Below are 17,307 nucleotides of genomic sequence, written 5' to 3'. Positions count from 1 at the left end.
TTTTTGAGAGATTCAATGTTTGATTATCCTATAGAGTGTTCCATATTTTTCTTGGTACAGATTGTAATTGCTTCTTCCAAAATTTCTATGGCAGCATCTACAATTTTGGTGGTGGTAATTAACGGAGGAACAAATCGTATTACGTTATTGTAGTGCCCACCAACTTCAAACAAGAGTCCTCTTTTAAAGCATTCATCTCGAAATATTGTTACAAATTCTGGAAATGGTTCTTTGGTTAAAACATCTTTAACTATTTCTACTCCGATCATCATTCCTCTTCCTCTTACATCTCCAATAAAATCGAAATCTTCTTGTAACCTGTACAGCTTTTTAATAAAATACTCTCCTATCTTTTTGGTGTACTCTTGTACGTTATACTTCTCTATAAACTCCAGTGCCCCTCGGGATGCAGCAATACTTACCTGATTGGCTCTAAAAGTCCCTATATGTGCAGCTGGTCCCCAGGCTTCTATTTCTCTTCTATAGATTAATCCCGAAATTGGAAAACCTATTCCTCCGAATCCTTTAGAAAAAGTAATTATATCAGGTACCGCCTTTGTGTTCATAAATTCTAAAAAGCTTCCTGTTCTAAAAAAGCCACTTTGAATTTCATCAAATATGACTAATACGTCATTGTCTCGGGCTATCCTAACCAGTTCTTCCAGGTAACCATCCTCGGGTACTATATTTCCTCCTTCACCTTGAATAGGCTCGACTAGAATTGCTGCTGGTTTGGGTATTCCCGAATGCGAATTCGTTAATATATTTTTAAAATAATCTATCTCATTATCTTTATCAGATACACTTCTGTAAGGATAACTGAAAGGAGCAAAATGTACATTCGGCATCAAAGAGGTTATGTTATTTCTAAAATATGTATCCGAAGTCACTGCTAAAGCCCCAGAGGTCATTCCGTGATACCCTCCGGTAAAAGCTATAATACCATCTCTTCCGGTTTTTATTTTAGCTAATTTGATAGCGGCTTCTACTGCATCCGAGCCTGTCGGCCCACCAAAACTCACCTTATAATCACGTCTTATATCTTTGGGTAAATGATCCAGTATTTTTTGAATTAACAGCATTTTATTCTCTGTAGGGAAATCAAGAGCATGAATCAGTTCTGATTGCTGATTTCTTACATATTCTAAAACAAAATCATTACAATGCCCTACATTAAGTACTCCGCATCCGCTGAAAAAATCGATAAACAGATTTCCATCTACATCTTCAATAATGCTTCCTTTTGCTTTTTTAATTGCGATTGGCATTTTTCTGGGGTAAGAGACAATACTTCCTTCATACTCTTGTTGGATATCCAACAGCACTTTTGATCGTTTACCAGGAAGTTCTGATGATACTATTTTGGCTTCTTGTGATAAGTGAAACTCTTCAAACATATTTTATTTTTTAGTTATTTAACAATCGAAAATGACCTGTTTTGACTGAATAACAGGATATACGTACTCTTAAAATTTGATTGTATTTTTTACTTGAAATTTCTTTTTTACTATTAAAAAAGTTGTGATTTAGTGTTAATCAATAATCTTGAGACAAACTCACGAAGTATACTTCCGAAAACATGATATGTTTTCGAGGTAAGTCACAGGGAATTAACCCTTCAACGAGAAATTTAAGAGAAAATAATAGAGGAGGGAGAAGAATACCTTCTAAGTACAAGATTAAGAAACACTATCTATTTTAAAATGCCATTATTTGATTTTCCATCAACAGGCTTTCTATTTTTCTTTTATGGTGTGCTTTTAGATATAGCACGTACCATCGGTTAGGTTTACTAATACACATATTGTTGGTTTTAAGAGTATAATAGGTTTATTTAATTAAGGATATAGCTTCGCCACATGACTCACAACTCCTTTTTAGTAAGAATTTTTATGAATCAAGATTATTGAAAAATAATTTTGAAAGTAGATCAATTAAGTTGAAAATTATTTCATTTAATCAATCTTTTTATAATAAAAGCAATGGGGTAGTTTGTCACTTAGCGTATAAGAGTAAGTCTCTTCCTAAATGTCATTTCAAATGTACAAATCTTAATCAACAGGATGTTTATGGTAAAACCGTATTTGAAAAAAACACAAAAAACCAATATTCACAAAGTACTGATATGCAGTAATTTGAATATGCTTAAACATTCTCATCATAATATAATTTAACAAACAAATAACATTTTATTAACAAAAGTATTCTTTCTCTAATTATTCATAAAAACATCATTTTTTTATACGGTTTTACCAGAAATAGCGATTGTATTTTACCTTGTATTTCTTGATCTTTTACAAACAAGAAGAACAACTTGAAGAGTATGGTATTTAGTAAAAGAGATTGGATTAAATTAAAACAAGTTCAATGCTCTTGAAAAAAGATTCGTATTTCATAAAATCATTGATAAACAATTCTACAAACTTGAAGAGCTCTCTTATATTTTTAGTTTATTATATTGAGTACATATAACTTGTTGAGTTTTTTTACTCTAAAATAATAAATTGAATAAAGGTACTTTTTCAAACCTAAAAGAAGAAAAACAAGAAATGTCTAAAAACAAAGAAACCCTTTGAAAAATCAAAGGGTTATCTTAAGTACTGAAGGCGGGACTTGAACCCGCACGGCCTTACAGGCCATTGGATTTTAAGTCCAACGTGTCTACCAATTCCACCACTTCAGCTTGGTATATATTTTATCTCAGAGCGAAAGACGGGATTTGAACCCGCGACCCTCACCTTGGCAAGGTGATGCTCTACCCCTGAGCTACTTTCGCAGTATGTTAAGAACTTCGCAACTCGTTATTGCGGATGCAAATTTAAAACAATTCTAGTAATACCAAAGTCTTTTTACAAAAAAGAATGATTTTTTTTACACTTGTGATGCTTTCTTCCTGGTTAACATGCGTTTAATCTCATTAAGTTTCATTAATGCTTCTACAGGAGTAAGTGTATCAATGTCGATATCTAAAATTTCTTCTTTGATTTCTTCTAATAAAGGATCATCCAAATTAAAGAAGCTCAATTGCACCTTATCTTCCTCCTGCATCCCTTTAATCTTATCGGTAAGCTCTTCGCTACTATGCGATTTTTCGAGCTTCTTAAGCATCTTATTCGCTCTATGTAACACTTGTTGAGGCATTCCAGCCATTTTGGCTACATGAATCCCGAAGCTATGCTCACTACCACCAGGAACTAATTTACGTAAGAAAAGAACAGTGTCTTTTAGTTCTTTTACAGATACATTATAATTTTTAATACGGCCAAAAGTCTCGCACATCTCATTTAACTCGTGATAATGCGTAGCAAATAAGGTCTTAGGTCTTGCAGGGTACTCATGCAAGAATTCACTAATTGCCCAGGCAATAGATATTCCATCATAGGTACTGGTTCCTCGGCCAATCTCATCTAATAACACCAAACTACGATCGGATATATTATTTAAGATACTGGCAGTCTCATTCATCTCTACCATAAATGTAGATTCTCCCATAGAGATATTATCACTTGCTCCTACCCTGGTAAATATTTTATCAATCACTCCTATTTTTGCTTCTTCTGCAGGAACAAAACATCCCATTTGTGCCAATAACACAATTAGTGCAGTTTGTCTTAATATTGCAGACTTACCACTCATATTGGGCCCAGTGATCATAATAATTTGTTGATTATCTCTGTTCAATAGGACATCATTAGCGATATATTGTTCACCTGGGGGTAATTGTTTTTCGATTACAGGGTGTCTACCATTTTTAATTTCTAAATCATACGATTCATCAATTAGAGGACGTACATATTGATTTTCTGTAGCAAGTTGAGCAAAAGAACATAAACAATCCAGTTGCCCTATTAAAGTAGCATTTAGCTGTACTGGTTTGATATACTCACTCATCCAGAGTACGAGATCACTAAATAATTGTTGTTCTAATGCCAGAATTTTTTCTTCGGCTCCAAGAATTTTGGCTTCATATTCCTTAAGTTCTTCTGTGATATAACGTTCTGCACTTACCAGGGTTTGTTTACGAATCCAGGTATCAGGAACTTTATCTTTATGTGTATTTCGAACCTCGATATAATACCCAAATACATTATTCGAAGCTATTTTTAAAGAAGTAATGCCTGTAGTTTCGGTTTCCCGCTCCAGCATTTTATCCAAATAATCTTTTCCTGAAAAAGCAATAGACCTTAACTCATCTAATTCTTCTAAATATCCATTAGCAATAGTGTTTCCTTTCAGAACATTTACAGGAGCTTCTTCATTTAAAGTCTCTTTGATCTTATTGCGCAATAGCTCACAGTCACTCAGCGTTTCTCCTATTACTTTTAGCGCTTCATTATCACTATTTGATGCTTGTGATTTTATAGGCACAATTGCTTCCAAAGAATTTTTAAGCTGTATAACCTCACGAGGGTTTACTTTTCCGGTAGCTACTTTAGAAATCAATCGTTCAATATCTCCTATCTGCTTAATCTGATGTTGAATTTTTTGATGTAATGTTGTATTATTCAAAAAAAACTGTACTACCTCATGACGTTTTTGGATAGCAGTAATATTCTTAAGTGGCAGTGCTAACCAACGTTTTAACGTACGACCACCCATTGGTGAGATCGTTTTATCTATAACATCAAGTAAGGTTACCGCATTTGCTGCATTAGCATGGTATAGCTCGAGATTACGTATCGTAAAACGATCCATCCAGATATACTGATCTTCTGCAATACGTTGGATTCCTGTAATATGTTTTAACTTATGATGTTGGGTTTCGCCAAGGTAGTGAAGAATTACACCTGCTGCTATAATACCTTCCTGCAAGTGATCCACTCCAAACCCTTTTAATGTCTTTGTACCAAAATGTTTGTTTACAGTCTCATCTGCATAATCAGGTTTAAACACCCAATCTTCAATAAAGAATGTATGAAAATCATATCCAAAATCTTGCTCAAAATCTTTCTTTTTTGGCTTACTGATCAGAACCTCACTCGGGTTAAAGTTTTGCATCAACTTATCCATATGCGCTACATCACCCTGAGCGGTAAGAAATTCTCCTGTAGAAACATCCAGAAATGCTACTCCTAATTCTTTTTTCCCATAGTGCAACGCACACAAAAAGTTATTAGTTTTGCTCTGTAACACCTCATCATTAAGAGCAACTCCCGGAGTTACAAGTTCTGTCACCCCTCGCTTAACAATGGTTTTGGTCTGTTTAGGGTCTTCTAACTGATCACAGATAGCAACTCGCTCACCTGCTTTAACCAATTTTGGCAAATACGTATTTAAAGAATGATGCGGAAATCCAGCCAATGCTGTTTCCTGCTCACTCCCATTACCTCTTTTGGTTAAAACAATATTCAAAATAGCCGCAGCTTTAATTGCATCTTTTCCAAAAGTTTCATAAAAATCCCCTACTCTAAATAATAACAATGCATCAGGATACTTAGCCTTAATAGCATTGTATTGTTTCATTAATGGAGTTACTTTTTTTCCGTTTTTTGCTGCCAATGGAGTATAATTTTATGAATCATGCTAAAGTAGCTATTCTTCTATTTTTTTTGAAATATAGCAGTTAGGAGTTATTCAATTTTATTCACAATTTTGATTTTAAAAGTAGGCAGTCTAAAGTTTGCAGTATTTAGCTTCAAAGTTTCTACATAATTTGAAAACATTAAAATCAAAAAAACATACAATTCTAAAAAAATTAATAACTGCCAATAAAACTATACCTTTGAATAAAATTTCAAAACTCTATGGATTTTAAAAGTTTACTGGCATATAAAAAATCATTCGAATTAGCCATGAAAATTTTTGAAATAACTAAGGTTTTTCCAAAAGAGGAAACATATTCTTTAACCGATCAAATTAGACGATCTTCAAGAAGTGTCACAGCCAATATTTCTGAATCCTATAGAAAAAGAAGATATCCAAAACATTTCATTAGTAAACTTACGGATAGTGATGCTGAAAATACTGAAACTCAAACCTGGTTAGAATTTTCGTTAGCATGTAAATACATAGATCAACCAACATTTGATCAGCTTACTACATTAAGCCTTGAAGTAGGGAATCTAATAAATTACATGATAAACAATCCAAATAAATTTGGTGCAATTGCATAACTGCATACTCTAAACTTAAAGGACTGCAAACTAATAATGAACAGAAAACTTAAAAATAGCGAACTCGATCGCAAGACCGTAGAAGAATTTAAAGCATCAGAAAAGACTCCTTTACTTATCATCCTGGATAACATTAGAAGTTTAAATAATATCGGGTCTGTATTTAGAACTGCAGATGCATTTTTGATAGAAAAAATATACCTCTGTGGTATAACCGCTACTCCTCCTCATAAAGATATTCAAAAAACTGCATTGGGAGCTACCGATACTGTAGATTGGGAATATCAAAAAGACACCTTAGCACTCATACAGGATCTTAAATCACAGCATGTACACATTTTATCTATCGAACAGGCAGAAAATGCAACCATGCTAAATGATTTTATTCCAGAACGTAATCAAAAATACGCAATCATTTTTGGTAATGAAGTTAAGGGGGTCCAACAGCAAGTTGTATCAGAAAGTGATGCTGTTATTGAAATTCCTCAATACGGTAGTAAGCATTCTCTTAATATTTCGGTTAGTGCAGGGGTTGTGATTTGGGATATTTTTAATAAGATGTAGCAGACTTCGAAACAAAACCTCACCTCTTTATCCTTACTTTTTTAACACAAATAATGATTTTATAAGGGTCGTTTGATTTTTTTACGTCTTTATTAATAAGAACTATTAAAAAACATTAACAAACTCAAACTTATGAAATCAAGAAAACAAATAGTTGTTTTTCTCGCAATCGCCATGTTAACAACGGTACGATTCGGATTTGCCCAGGAAAAAGACTGTGGTGCAGAACCGCCTAAAAACTATGATACTTTTATGCTGAAACGCCTTAAATCTATTACTGATAATGGCAACAAGGCTTTAGCAACACCTGTATCATTACCAATACAACATCATGTCTCGCGTAACTCGAGTGGAGGCTCTCCTGCGGTATCCAGCGCACAGATTCAGAATGTAATGGATGAACTAAATGCGACGTATGCTCCGATGAATATTTCATTTCATGAATATGCACCTACCAAATACATTGACAAGACTAGCTGGAATAATTCTTTTAATAAAAGTAATGATAGTCAACTAGTACAATACGAAGTTGCCGAGGCTATCAATATTTTTTACTTTTCTGAAGTAACTTCAGGGAGTTCTACCATCTGTGGATTTGCTAAATTTCCGGGAACCGGAAACCGGGCAATATTAGATGCTTCTTGCTCGCAAAACGGCTCTACTTCTTCTCACGAATTAGGACATTATTTTTCTATACTGCATACACACTCTACGTCTAATGGAAGAGAACTTGTGCAACGAACAAACTGTTCTTCTGCAGGAGATTTTTTCTGTGATACCCCAGCAGATCCAAGACTTAGTGGTCTTGTTAATTCTAGTTGTAATTACACCGGAACAGCAACAGATGCTAATGGAGATCAATACCAACCCGATGTAAACAATGTAATGTCTTATACTCGTAAAAGTTGTCGCACTGGGGGATTCTCTAGTCAACAACAAAATGCTATTGTAGCCTCATTAGAATCAGACAGATCTTATTTAACCAGTCCAACAAATCCACCTGTATGTACCACTATTAATAATTTTCCGTATAGCGAAAGTTTTGAGTCTGGATTAGGGGATTGGACCAATGCGACGGGGGATGACATCGAATGGACAAGAGACTCTAACGGAACGCCTTCATCGGGAACAGGACCTTCTACAGCACAAAACGGATCTTTCTACCTTTACACAGAAGCATCTACAAATGTAACCCCAGCCGGGAGTCCTAACAAAACAGCAATATTAAATAGCCCATGTATAGATTTACCCCAGGCTAGTAATATGTCTCTAGAATTTGGATATCACATGCTAGGTAGAGATATAGGAACTATAGAAGTTTTGATAAGCACCAATGATGGAACATCTTATACCTCTATATGGTCACAAAATGGTGATAAAGGAGATACCTGGAATCAAGCAATTGTTAATCTTTCTGGATATTCTGGTGTAATCAAATTACAGTTTAAAGGAACAACAGGAGCGAGTTGGAGAAGCGACATGGCAATTGACAATATCAAAATCAAGGAAACTACAACCAACCCTTCTTCATGTAATGGGATTACTAGTTTTCCGTATAGTGAAAGTTTTGAATCTGGAATTGGTGAATGGACACAAGAAACCAGTGATAATATAAACTGGACAGTTGATAGTAATGGTACACCATCATCTAGCACAGGACCTTCTTCTGCAACTAACGGCAGTAATTATATCTTTACTGAAGCCTCTGGTAGTGGCAATGGATACCCTAATAAAGTAGCCTTATTAACAAGTCCTTGTGTAGATTTAACCAATGAATCAAATGCAGAACTTAGTTTTGATTATCATATGTACGGATCAAATATGGGTACTTTAGAAGTACGTGTATCTACCAATGATGGTGTAAACTGGACCACCGCGTGGAGTAAAAATGGAAACCAGGGAAATAGCTGGAGTTCTCAAACCGTAAACTTATCTGCGTATAGTGGTTCTACAATAAAATTACAGCTTAAAGGAACTACAGGATCTAGCTACAGAAGTGATATGGCTATCGACAATTTAAAAATCACTTCGGGTGCTGCAGACAGTGATCTTGCTGATAATGAAACCCATACAACAAATCAAAAGATAACGATCTATCCCAACCCTATCACATCTGGTTCTTTATCGATCCAACGTTCTGGATTCTCAAAAAATGGAGAAAAAACACAAATTACCATTACAGATTTTCTAGGAAAAACAATTGATGTTGTAAATTCTAACAACGAAACTACAGCTTATGATGTTAGTAATCTAAGTAACGGTGTTTATTTTATTATCATTAATAACAAAGAAGGACAAGTAACTCGAAAATTTATCAAAAGATAAGATTTGTTTAGTTTTTTTTGAATGTACCCCAACAACTGCCTGAGATTTTTTTCGGGCAGTTTTTATTACCAAAAATATCATCTGGAATTTGTTTTGTAAGTTTATAACACTATAAAACGCATAATCACATCTAATTATGAAAAACTTTTCAATTTTTGCTGCTATTGTACTCTTACTCATTTCATGCAAACAAGAAAATATGAAAAAAGATACTTCTACAGGAGATCAATCAACTGTTACAGAGGACCAACTTATCACCAAAGCAAAAGAAATTCATAATAGAGTCATTACTCTGGATACCCACTGTGATATTAATGTAAAAAACTTTACAGATTCTATCAATTACACTCAGGATCTTAGTTCACAAATCACTTTACCAAAAATGAAAAAGGGTGGATTAGATGTTGCCTGGTTTATTGTTTATACAGGACAGGATTCCCTAACAACTAAAGGGTATGAAAAAGCGTATGAAATTGCCATGTCAAAATTTAAGGCAATCCATAAACTGGCAGAAGAAATTGCACCAGATCAAATTGAATTAGCTTTAACATCTGATGATGTTCGTCGTATTCACAAAAAAGGAAAGAAAGTAGCTATGATTGGCATCGAAAATGGGTATCCTGTAGGAACCGATATTGGTAATGTAAAGAAGTTTCATGACCTTGGTGCCAGGTATATGTCACTTTCTCATAATGGGCATAGCCAACTTTGTGATTCTAATACTGGTGAGGCAGATGGTATTTGGCTACATAATGGATTAAGTGACCTGGGAAAAGAGGTTATTGCAGAAATGAATAAAACAGGGATCATGATAGATGTTTCTCACCCTTCTAAAGAATCTATGCGACAAATGATAAAGCTTACCAAAGCTCCGATCATTGCTTCTCACTCTTCTGCAAGAGCATTATGTGATCACAGTAGAAATCTGGATGATGAGCAATTACAGTGGTTAAAAGAAAATGGTGGTGTGGTTCAAACTGTAGCTTTTACTTCGTACCTAAATACCAAGAAGTTTGAAAAACGAAATAAAAAAGAAGTCGAAATAGCCAAGCAAATTGCTGACTCTATGGGGGTAACCTGGATAGATCGAAAAGAAATAACTAAGCTTGGTGCCGAAGAAAAAGAAAAGTACTATGATTTTTATATGAAAATGCTAACAATTCGCAGGGAAAAAGTAAAGAAAATGAATAATCTTCCTCCTGCTGTAGATGTTGTGGATTTTGTGAATCATATAGATTATATGGTTGACAAAATTGGTATTGATCATGTAGGGATTAGCTCTGATTTTGATGGTGGTGGTGGAATTGAAGGTTGGAGCGATGCCTCTGAAACGTTTAACGTAACCCTGGAATTGGTAAAACGAGGATATACCGAAGAACAAATTGAAAAGTTATGGAGTGGAAACCTACTACGTGTTCTTGATGAAGTACAAAAAGTAGCAAAAGAGCTAAATCAAGCAGGATAATATTATTTTGAAATCTCTTCGATAATCGAAATATAATCAGATCGGTTTGCTATAAAATCCCGTTTGGATACATCGATTATTTTTACATTAAACTCTGGTTGTGATTTTATAAATTGCAAATATCCCTTATTGATCTTATCCAGATAATCTGCAGGGATTTTTTGCTCATAGTCTCTTCCTCGTTTTTTGATATTTTCTAAAAGACGTTCTGTATCTTGATATAAATACACATATAATCCGGGTTTAGTCAAATTTCTATACATCAAGTCAAATACTTTCTTGTACAGCATAAATTCTTCTGATTGTAAGGTGACTTTAGCAAAAATCAATGATTTAAATACATCATAATCACTCACTACAAAATCTTTAAACAAATCAAACTGGGCAATATCATCCTGCAAACGCTGATAACGATCTGCCAGAAAAGACATTTCGAGAGGAAAAGCATAACGTTCCATATCCTCATAAAACTTTGGCAAAAAAGGATTATCTGCAAAACGTTCCAGAATAAGTTTTGCGTTAAACTCTTGAGCTATCAATTGTGCCAAGCTTGTCTTACCAGCGCCAATATTCCCTTCGACAGTTAGGAATTGAAAGCGGGATAAGGCATACTTTTCTTTTGGATTCATTATTTTCTCACCAAGCAAAGTCACTTTTGAATCATCTGAAGTACTATCTAACAATTGTTTTACAGTTTGCTTCAATTTTGGATGTACCATCTCCCCTGCAATCTCTGCTAGTGGTTCTAATACAAATTTTCGGCCCTGCATTGCGGGGTGAGGAACTATCAATTTTTTGGTTTCTATACTGCCTTCAGAAGAAAAAATAATATCCAAATCAATCGTTCTTGCCTCATATCCTTTACCATCTGTTCTATTTCTACCCAGAGAATTTTCAATTTCTAACAGCATTGTTAATACTTCACTTTCAGAAAGAAAAGTACGCACTGCAATACAAGCATTATAAAAATCATCACTACTAAATCCCCAGGCCGGAGTTTGATACACCCCAGAAATCGAAACCAGATCTCCTATCGATTCATATATTTTATTAATAGCATTCTGTAGAAAATCCATACGATTTCCTATATTACTTCCTAACGAAATATGTAAAAGACGGGATGTTTTCAAGATTGGATTTTTTATATTCTGACCAGAACTCCTTATTTTTAGAACAAATTAAACAAAACAAAATCACTTCGCCTTATTTTTAAGTAAACTATTATTTCATTTTGACAGAAACTCCTCTGAATTTAAAAAACAAACGAGCAGCCTATCGAATATACCTGATACTTGGCGCGCTTTTCATTTCATCATTAGTAGTATCTAATCTTATTTTTCAAAAATTCTTTTATTGGGATTTTTTTGGAGTATACACTTTTGAAATTTCTGTAGGAATCCTACCATACCCTATTACTTTTTTGATAACCGATATAATTAGTGAAATATTTGGCAAAAGAAAAGCAAATCAAATTGTTACAGCTGGTATTTTTGCATCTTTCTTTTCATTACTCATTGTATACGCTTCAGCTTCGGTACCTGCAACTGCCTGGTCTCCTATAAATGACGATATATTTAATCAGGTTTTTGGCGCTACAGTAATCGCTGTATTTGCTTCAATGATGGCTTATCTTTTTGCACAATATATCGATATCCAGATTTTTCATTTCTGGAAACGTGTTACAAAAGGAAAACATCTTTGGCTGCGAAACAATTTTTCTACTTTTTCTTCTCAATTTATAGATACCCTAACCGTTCTTTTGTTATTATGTTCTGCTGGTATTATAGATTGGGATCGTTTTGGAGTATTGCTACTTAATGGTTTTTTATTTAAAATATTGGTTGCTGCACTAGATACGCCTATTTTATATCTGTGTGTGTATGCTATAAGAAAGCGATTTAAACTAAAACAAGGTGATGAATTAGCCCTGGAAATTTAAAATCTAACAAATAGTTAACTTAAAAAAAGTAACATTGTATCTTTGTAAATCGTTACTTTATCTCAAAGCTATTTTATCATGAAAAAAGTCCTCAAAATTCTTGGTATTTTTTTACTACTATTTATCATAGGTATTATCTCAATTCCTTTTTTGTTTAAGGGAACTATCCAGGACAAAGTGCGCTACCTGGTGAATGAGCATGTGCATGCAAAAGTAGACTTTGCAAATTTGGATATTAGTCTTATCAGAAGCTTTCCGCAAGCATCTGTGGTTATTGATGAGTTTTCAATTATTAATTATACTCCTTTTGAAGGGGATACCCTGGCGTATTCTAAAAAAATAGCCCTGGATATGTCTATCAAAGAATTATTTAAAAACGCTTCAGAACCTATTAGTGTTCAAAAAATAGTAATCGATGAAGCCAATATTGCAATCAAGACTGACTCATTAGGAAATTCTAATGTTGATATTGTTAGAAAACAAGATGATGCTACAGAAACTAGTCCAGAAGAAGAAAGTGGTGCTTTTACCTTTGCTTTAGATCATTATGAAATAAATGATAGTAGAATTCTATTTAGAGATGATATAAGTAAAACTATATTAGCAATGACCGATCTTAATCATAGTGGTGATGGATCCATCTCTGGAGAGAAAATAATCTTAGATACTAAAACGAATACAGAAGCCTCATTAAATCTTGATGGCACCAAATATCTAAACAAAAACAAATTACAACTTGATGCCCAAATAGAATTAGATCTTGAGAATCAGCGTTATTCTTTCAAAGAAAACAAAGCCCTGGTTAATCGATTACCTCTTGAATTTGCGGGGTATGTTCAGTTATTCGAAAAATACACCGATGTAGATCTCAGCTTTAAAACTCCTTCATCTGATTTTAAGAATTTCCTAGCCGTTATTCCCGAAACTTATGTCAAAAACCTAGATGGCGTACAAACTAGTGGAGATTTTTCTATTAACGGAATCATCAAAGGAAAATCTGATGACACCTATATCCCAAAAATGGACATCAAGATTGCATCAAGTAATGCTTCTTTTAAATATCCTGATTTACCAAAAGGCGTTAAAAATATAAATATCGACACTAAGATTAAAAATGAAACAGGATTGGTAGATGACACCTATATCAATATCGACAATTTAACTTTCAAAATAGATCAGGATTCTTTTGCTGCCAAAGGTAGTCTGCGAAATCTAACTAAAAATATGATTGTAGATATGATGCTGAAAGGCACATTAAACCTGGCTAACCTGAATCAGGCATATCCTTTACAACTCGAAGAAAAAGTAAATGGAATTGTTAATGCAGATGTCAAAACTCATTTTGATATGCAATCTTTAGAAAAAGAACAATATCAAAATATAAAAAGCTCTGGTACTGCCAGTATTTCTAAATTTACGTACGCTTCTACTGATACACCAAATGAAATAAAAATTGAAAATGCTGATGTAAGTTTTACACCAGAAACTATTTCATTAGACAAAATGCAGGCCACTACAGGAAGATCAGATCTTGCTGCCACAGGTACTATACAAAACCTAATGGGATTCTTATTTGCAAAACAAGACCTAAAAGGCGATTTTAATGTAAATTCTAATGTGTTTGCTGTAGATGATTTTATGGTGAGTGAACAAGAATCCGAAGAAGAGGTTGCAAGTACAACAGAAGATGAAACTATGAGAATTCCCTCTTTTCTGGATGCCACGCTAAACTTTGATACCAAAAAAGTGTTCTACGATAATTTAGAATTACAGAACACAAAAGGGACCGTAAAAATAAAAGATGAAACCGCTTATTTAGAAAACGTGACTTCTAATATTTTTGATGGAGGGATGGCTCTTAATGGTAATGTATCTACCAAGGCCAAAGTTCCTACCTTTGACATGGCTCTGGACTTAAGTAAAATTGATATTGTAAAGTCTTTTAATAATTTAGAATTAATAAAAGGTTTAGCTCCTATCGCAAAAGCACTTACAGGTAACCTGACTACCAAAATTAACCTGAATGGTAAACTTAACGAGAACCTTATTCCGGTTTTAACCTCATTAAAAGGTAAAGCACTTGCCGAGATTCTTAATGCCCAGGTATCTACAACTAAAACTCCATTTTTGGCTACATTAGACAACCAGCTTAATTTTTTAGAAATCGATCAATTAAACTTAAAAGACATTAAAACTAATCTAAGTTTTGATGATGGAAAAATTAATGTTAAACCCTTCGAATTTGATGTTAAGGGGATAAAGATTACAGCTGGTGGAGATCATAGTTTTGATCAAAACATGAATTATAACATCAAACTAGATGTACCAGCCAAATATCTAGGCAGCGAGGTTGGAAACCTAATCTCACAACTTGATCAAAAAGAAGCAAATACTATGACCGTTGGACTACCAATTGGGCTTTCTGGTAATTTTAAAAACCCAAAGATTAATTTAAATACAGATCTCGCAATAAAGCAACTCACACAACAAATAGTAGACAAACAGAAAGAAAAAGTAAAAGGAGAGCTTATTGGTAAGGGTCAGAAAGTAATAACAGATCTATTAGGAAATTCTAAAAACCAAAATGATTCTTCTAACGCAAATACTAACAATACCGAAGAAACTTTAAAAAATACTGCAAAAAATATCTTAGGAGGGTTTTTAGGTAAGAAAAAGAAAAAAGATTCTACAAAAACAAAGAATTAATAGTGTGTAGAACAAGATTTTAGTGCATATATGCCCAATATAAAACACATGACTAAAGCTATAAGTAACTAAAGTTATTAACATTCTCTCTTAATAAAAACATAGCTAGAGGAGCAATACATGTGTTAAAGATACGTTAACAATTTAGTAATCTTATACCTACAATATAAGTATACATATAGTTATAATTTTACTGCAAAACTAAATCCCCCTAGCTATGAAATTGAAGAGTATTCCCATAATTCTTTTTTATTCTCTTTCCTTTTTATCATTCTCACAAACAGAAATTAATGACAATCAAATGAGCTGGATTAAAGGATGGACAAATTTTGATCCTAATCAAAGAGAGTATCCAGAGCCAGAAGAAGTGCTTCCTAATATTATTGATAGTAACTCTTATTTAAAAAATGATGTGACATATCTAATGTCTGGAAATGTTTATGTAATTAATAATGCTACTTTAACGATACAAGAAGGGACAATAATCAGGTGTGACGTCGAAAATGCAGCAAGTCTGGTAATAACCAAAGGTTCTAAATTAATTGCAAGAGGCACAAAAGGGTTTCCAATTGTATTTACATCAAATAAAGCCCAAAAATCCAGAAAAGCCGGAGATTGGGGTGGTATCATAATTGCCGGATCCGGTATTATTAATTCGCCTGCGGTATCTAAAACTATAGAAGGAAATTTTCTACCTCAATATTCTTCGTACGGAGGAACACAAGAAAATGAATTAACAACTATGATGTCGTATGTTCGTATCGAATATGCAGGAAAAAAAATTAATCAATCCAAAGAATTAAATGGATTATCTCTTTATGCATTAGGAAGTAATTCGATTATAAACAACGTTATGATTAGTTATTCGGCAGATGATTCTTTCGAATGTTTTGGAGGTCGCGTGAACATGTCTAACCTAATCTCCTACAAAGCAAAAGATGATGATTATGATTTTACATTAGGATATAATGGAGAGTTAAGCAATATTCTTGCAATTAGACATCCGTACATTAGTGATGTTAGTGGTTCTTATGTTATCGAAGCAGATGGATATGATAAAAAAGAAGGGTTTATCGATCTAGAAGCATTATCAAACATACGTATCAAAAATGCAACTTTGATCAACTTATCCGATCAAAATAATTACCAACATACTACAGCTGCAATTTCGTCTAAGAATTTAGCTAAACTCAATCTTACCAACATGCGTATATCTGGTTTTGCTAATGTTGTAAAATTTGATAAAACCTACAAATCTTATTCAGATCTTCAGAAGTATTTCTCGTTAGAAAATAGTGTTTTTAATGTACATAGTAAATCAGTCCTCACACAATATAGTGCTACTATAAATACCGATCAATTATTGAAATATAATATGTATACCAATCATTTTAAAAGTGCCGCCGACCTATTTACCGATCCATTTGATCAAAAAAAACCAATATTTACGCTAAAGGATTCGGAAAATTATACTGTAATGCAGTAAATTTGAATATATGCACTTAAAATCATCACAATAATGAAATTATTTAGTACCGCTTTCTTTGTATTTTTTATTATCAACCTTAATTATGCTCAAACAAGAAAGAATGTTTTTTTTGAGCAAAAGGCATTAACCAAGAAGTTTCACACTATAGATGAATTAGAAGACCTAAAAAAAGGTGAACTTGTTAAATTGTATACAGATCGTATTAACGAAATAATAACTGTTCTACCTTATCTAGCTCTCACCAATGAAGCTGGTGTTAAATTGTCTGATATTGGTATTAAAGAAAGTTCTGACCATTTAAAATCGCTGAACAAGCATCACACGATGACTACAGATATGACCGAAAGTAATAAAAACCTAATCTCAGAATTTATTCCTTATGCGGATACAGAAAAGATCATTTGGGGTATTTTATATTTTGAAGAAGTAATTAAAAAAGTTAGAATAGGCGCTAATGGAAATTTTTAATCAAATATATTAGTAGATATTTCTATCCACATAAATCAAATCAGCTTAAAATCAATAAGCTGATTTTTTTATACATAGGTTTTCAAAATACTTTTTACTTACAAACCATATTCATTGTATGTAATATATCGTCTTTTTTTGTTCTTAAATGCATTTTTTAATAGAAAAACTACTTATAAATAGTGTCCAAAAACGGGGGTAAACGCCCCTTTTTTAGCAAAAACCGAATTTACTAACT

At 33.4% G+C, this 17,307-nt stretch carries 11 protein-coding genes and 2 tRNA genes; 8 read left to right on the top strand and 5 right to left on the bottom strand.

The genetic code is table 11. The features are described 5' to 3' along the window. Window positions 1-23: 23 nt before the first annotated feature. From ATO12_RS07590 to mutS, 4 genes are all read right to left on the bottom strand, one after another. The gene (locus ATO12_RS07590; protein WP_051575673.1) at window positions 24-1,397 is read right to left on the bottom strand and encodes an aspartate aminotransferase family protein; all 1,374 of its coding nucleotides are present in this window, start codon (window positions 1,395-1,397) and stop codon (window positions 24-26) included. Between the two features lie 1,201 nt (window positions 1,398-2,598). After that, window positions 2,599-2,683: transfer RNA gene (locus ATO12_RS07585), tRNA-Leu, on the bottom strand. 21 nt (window positions 2,684-2,704) lie between these two features. Then, a tRNA-Gly gene (locus tag ATO12_RS07580) sits at window positions 2,705-2,776 on the bottom strand. A gap of 95 nt (window positions 2,777-2,871) precedes the next feature. Next, window positions 2,872-5,463, bottom strand: a complete 2,592-nt coding sequence (gene mutS, locus ATO12_RS07575; RefSeq protein ID WP_034241337.1) for a DNA mismatch repair protein MutS — start codon at window positions 5,461-5,463, stop codon at window positions 2,872-2,874. Window positions 5,464-5,744: 281 nt separating this feature from the next. On the opposite strand from mutS, the gene ATO12_RS07570 reads away from it, so the two are divergent. From ATO12_RS07570 to ATO12_RS07555, 4 genes are all read left to right on the top strand, one after another. Next, window positions 5,745-6,113 (top strand): four helix bundle protein, encoded by a 369-nt coding sequence (locus ATO12_RS07570; protein WP_034240911.1) that lies wholly within the window; start codon window positions 5,745-5,747, stop codon window positions 6,111-6,113. Between the two features lie 36 nt (window positions 6,114-6,149). After that, window positions 6,150-6,677 (top strand): RNA methyltransferase, encoded by a 528-nt coding sequence (locus tag ATO12_RS07565; protein ID WP_034240910.1) that lies wholly within the window; start codon window positions 6,150-6,152, stop codon window positions 6,675-6,677. A 132-nt stretch (window positions 6,678-6,809) separates the two neighbouring features. Continuing rightward, on the top strand, window positions 6,810-9,002 hold the full coding sequence (locus tag ATO12_RS07560; protein WP_081801998.1) for a T9SS-dependent choice-of-anchor J family protein: 2,193 nt from the start codon (window positions 6,810-6,812) through the stop codon (window positions 9,000-9,002). Between the two features lie 136 nt (window positions 9,003-9,138). Then, window positions 9,139-10,467 carry a dipeptidase gene (locus tag ATO12_RS07555; RefSeq protein WP_034240907.1) on the top strand — a complete coding sequence of 443 codons (1,329 nt, stop codon included), beginning with the start codon at window positions 9,139-9,141 and terminating at the stop codon, window positions 10,465-10,467. Between the two features lie 2 nt (window positions 10,468-10,469). On the opposite strand, the gene folK is transcribed toward ATO12_RS07555, so the two are convergent. Next, window positions 10,470-11,597 carry a 2-amino-4-hydroxy-6-hydroxymethyldihydropteridine diphosphokinase gene (gene folK, locus ATO12_RS07550; protein WP_034240905.1) on the bottom strand — a complete coding sequence of 376 codons (1,128 nt, stop codon included), beginning with the start codon at window positions 11,595-11,597 and terminating at the stop codon, window positions 10,470-10,472. A 101-nt stretch (window positions 11,598-11,698) separates the two neighbouring features. Between folK and ATO12_RS07545 the strand changes: the two genes are divergently transcribed. The 4 genes from ATO12_RS07545 to ATO12_RS07530 all read left to right on the top strand — a co-directional run bounded on the left by ATO12_RS07545 (window position 11,699) and on the right by ATO12_RS07530 (window position 17,069). After that, entirely contained in the window at window positions 11,699-12,406 is a 708-nt protein-coding gene (locus ATO12_RS07545; RefSeq protein WP_240486108.1) for a queuosine precursor transporter, read from the top strand. A gap of 78 nt (window positions 12,407-12,484) precedes the next feature. Continuing rightward, window positions 12,485-15,112: an AsmA-like C-terminal region-containing protein gene (locus tag ATO12_RS07540; protein ID WP_034240904.1), complete on the top strand. Its 2,628-nt coding sequence runs from the start codon at window positions 12,485-12,487 to the stop codon at window positions 15,110-15,112. A gap of 217 nt (window positions 15,113-15,329) precedes the next feature. Continuing rightward, on the top strand, window positions 15,330-16,598 hold the full coding sequence (locus tag ATO12_RS07535) for a hypothetical protein (RefSeq protein ID WP_131248788.1): 1,269 nt from the start codon (window positions 15,330-15,332) through the stop codon (window positions 16,596-16,598). Between the two features lie 33 nt (window positions 16,599-16,631). Continuing rightward, window positions 16,632-17,069, top strand: a complete 438-nt coding sequence (locus ATO12_RS07530; protein ID WP_051575671.1) for a hypothetical protein — start codon at window positions 16,632-16,634, stop codon at window positions 17,067-17,069. Window positions 17,070-17,307: the final 238 nt, after the last annotated feature.

This window comes from Aquimarina atlantica, assembly GCF_000626715.1.
In the GTDB taxonomy this organism is placed as follows: domain Bacteria; phylum Bacteroidota; class Bacteroidia; order Flavobacteriales; family Flavobacteriaceae; genus Aquimarina; species Aquimarina atlantica.
The sequence above is the reverse complement of the archived record's forward strand: the minus strand, read 5'-3'. Positions and strand labels throughout refer to the sequence as shown.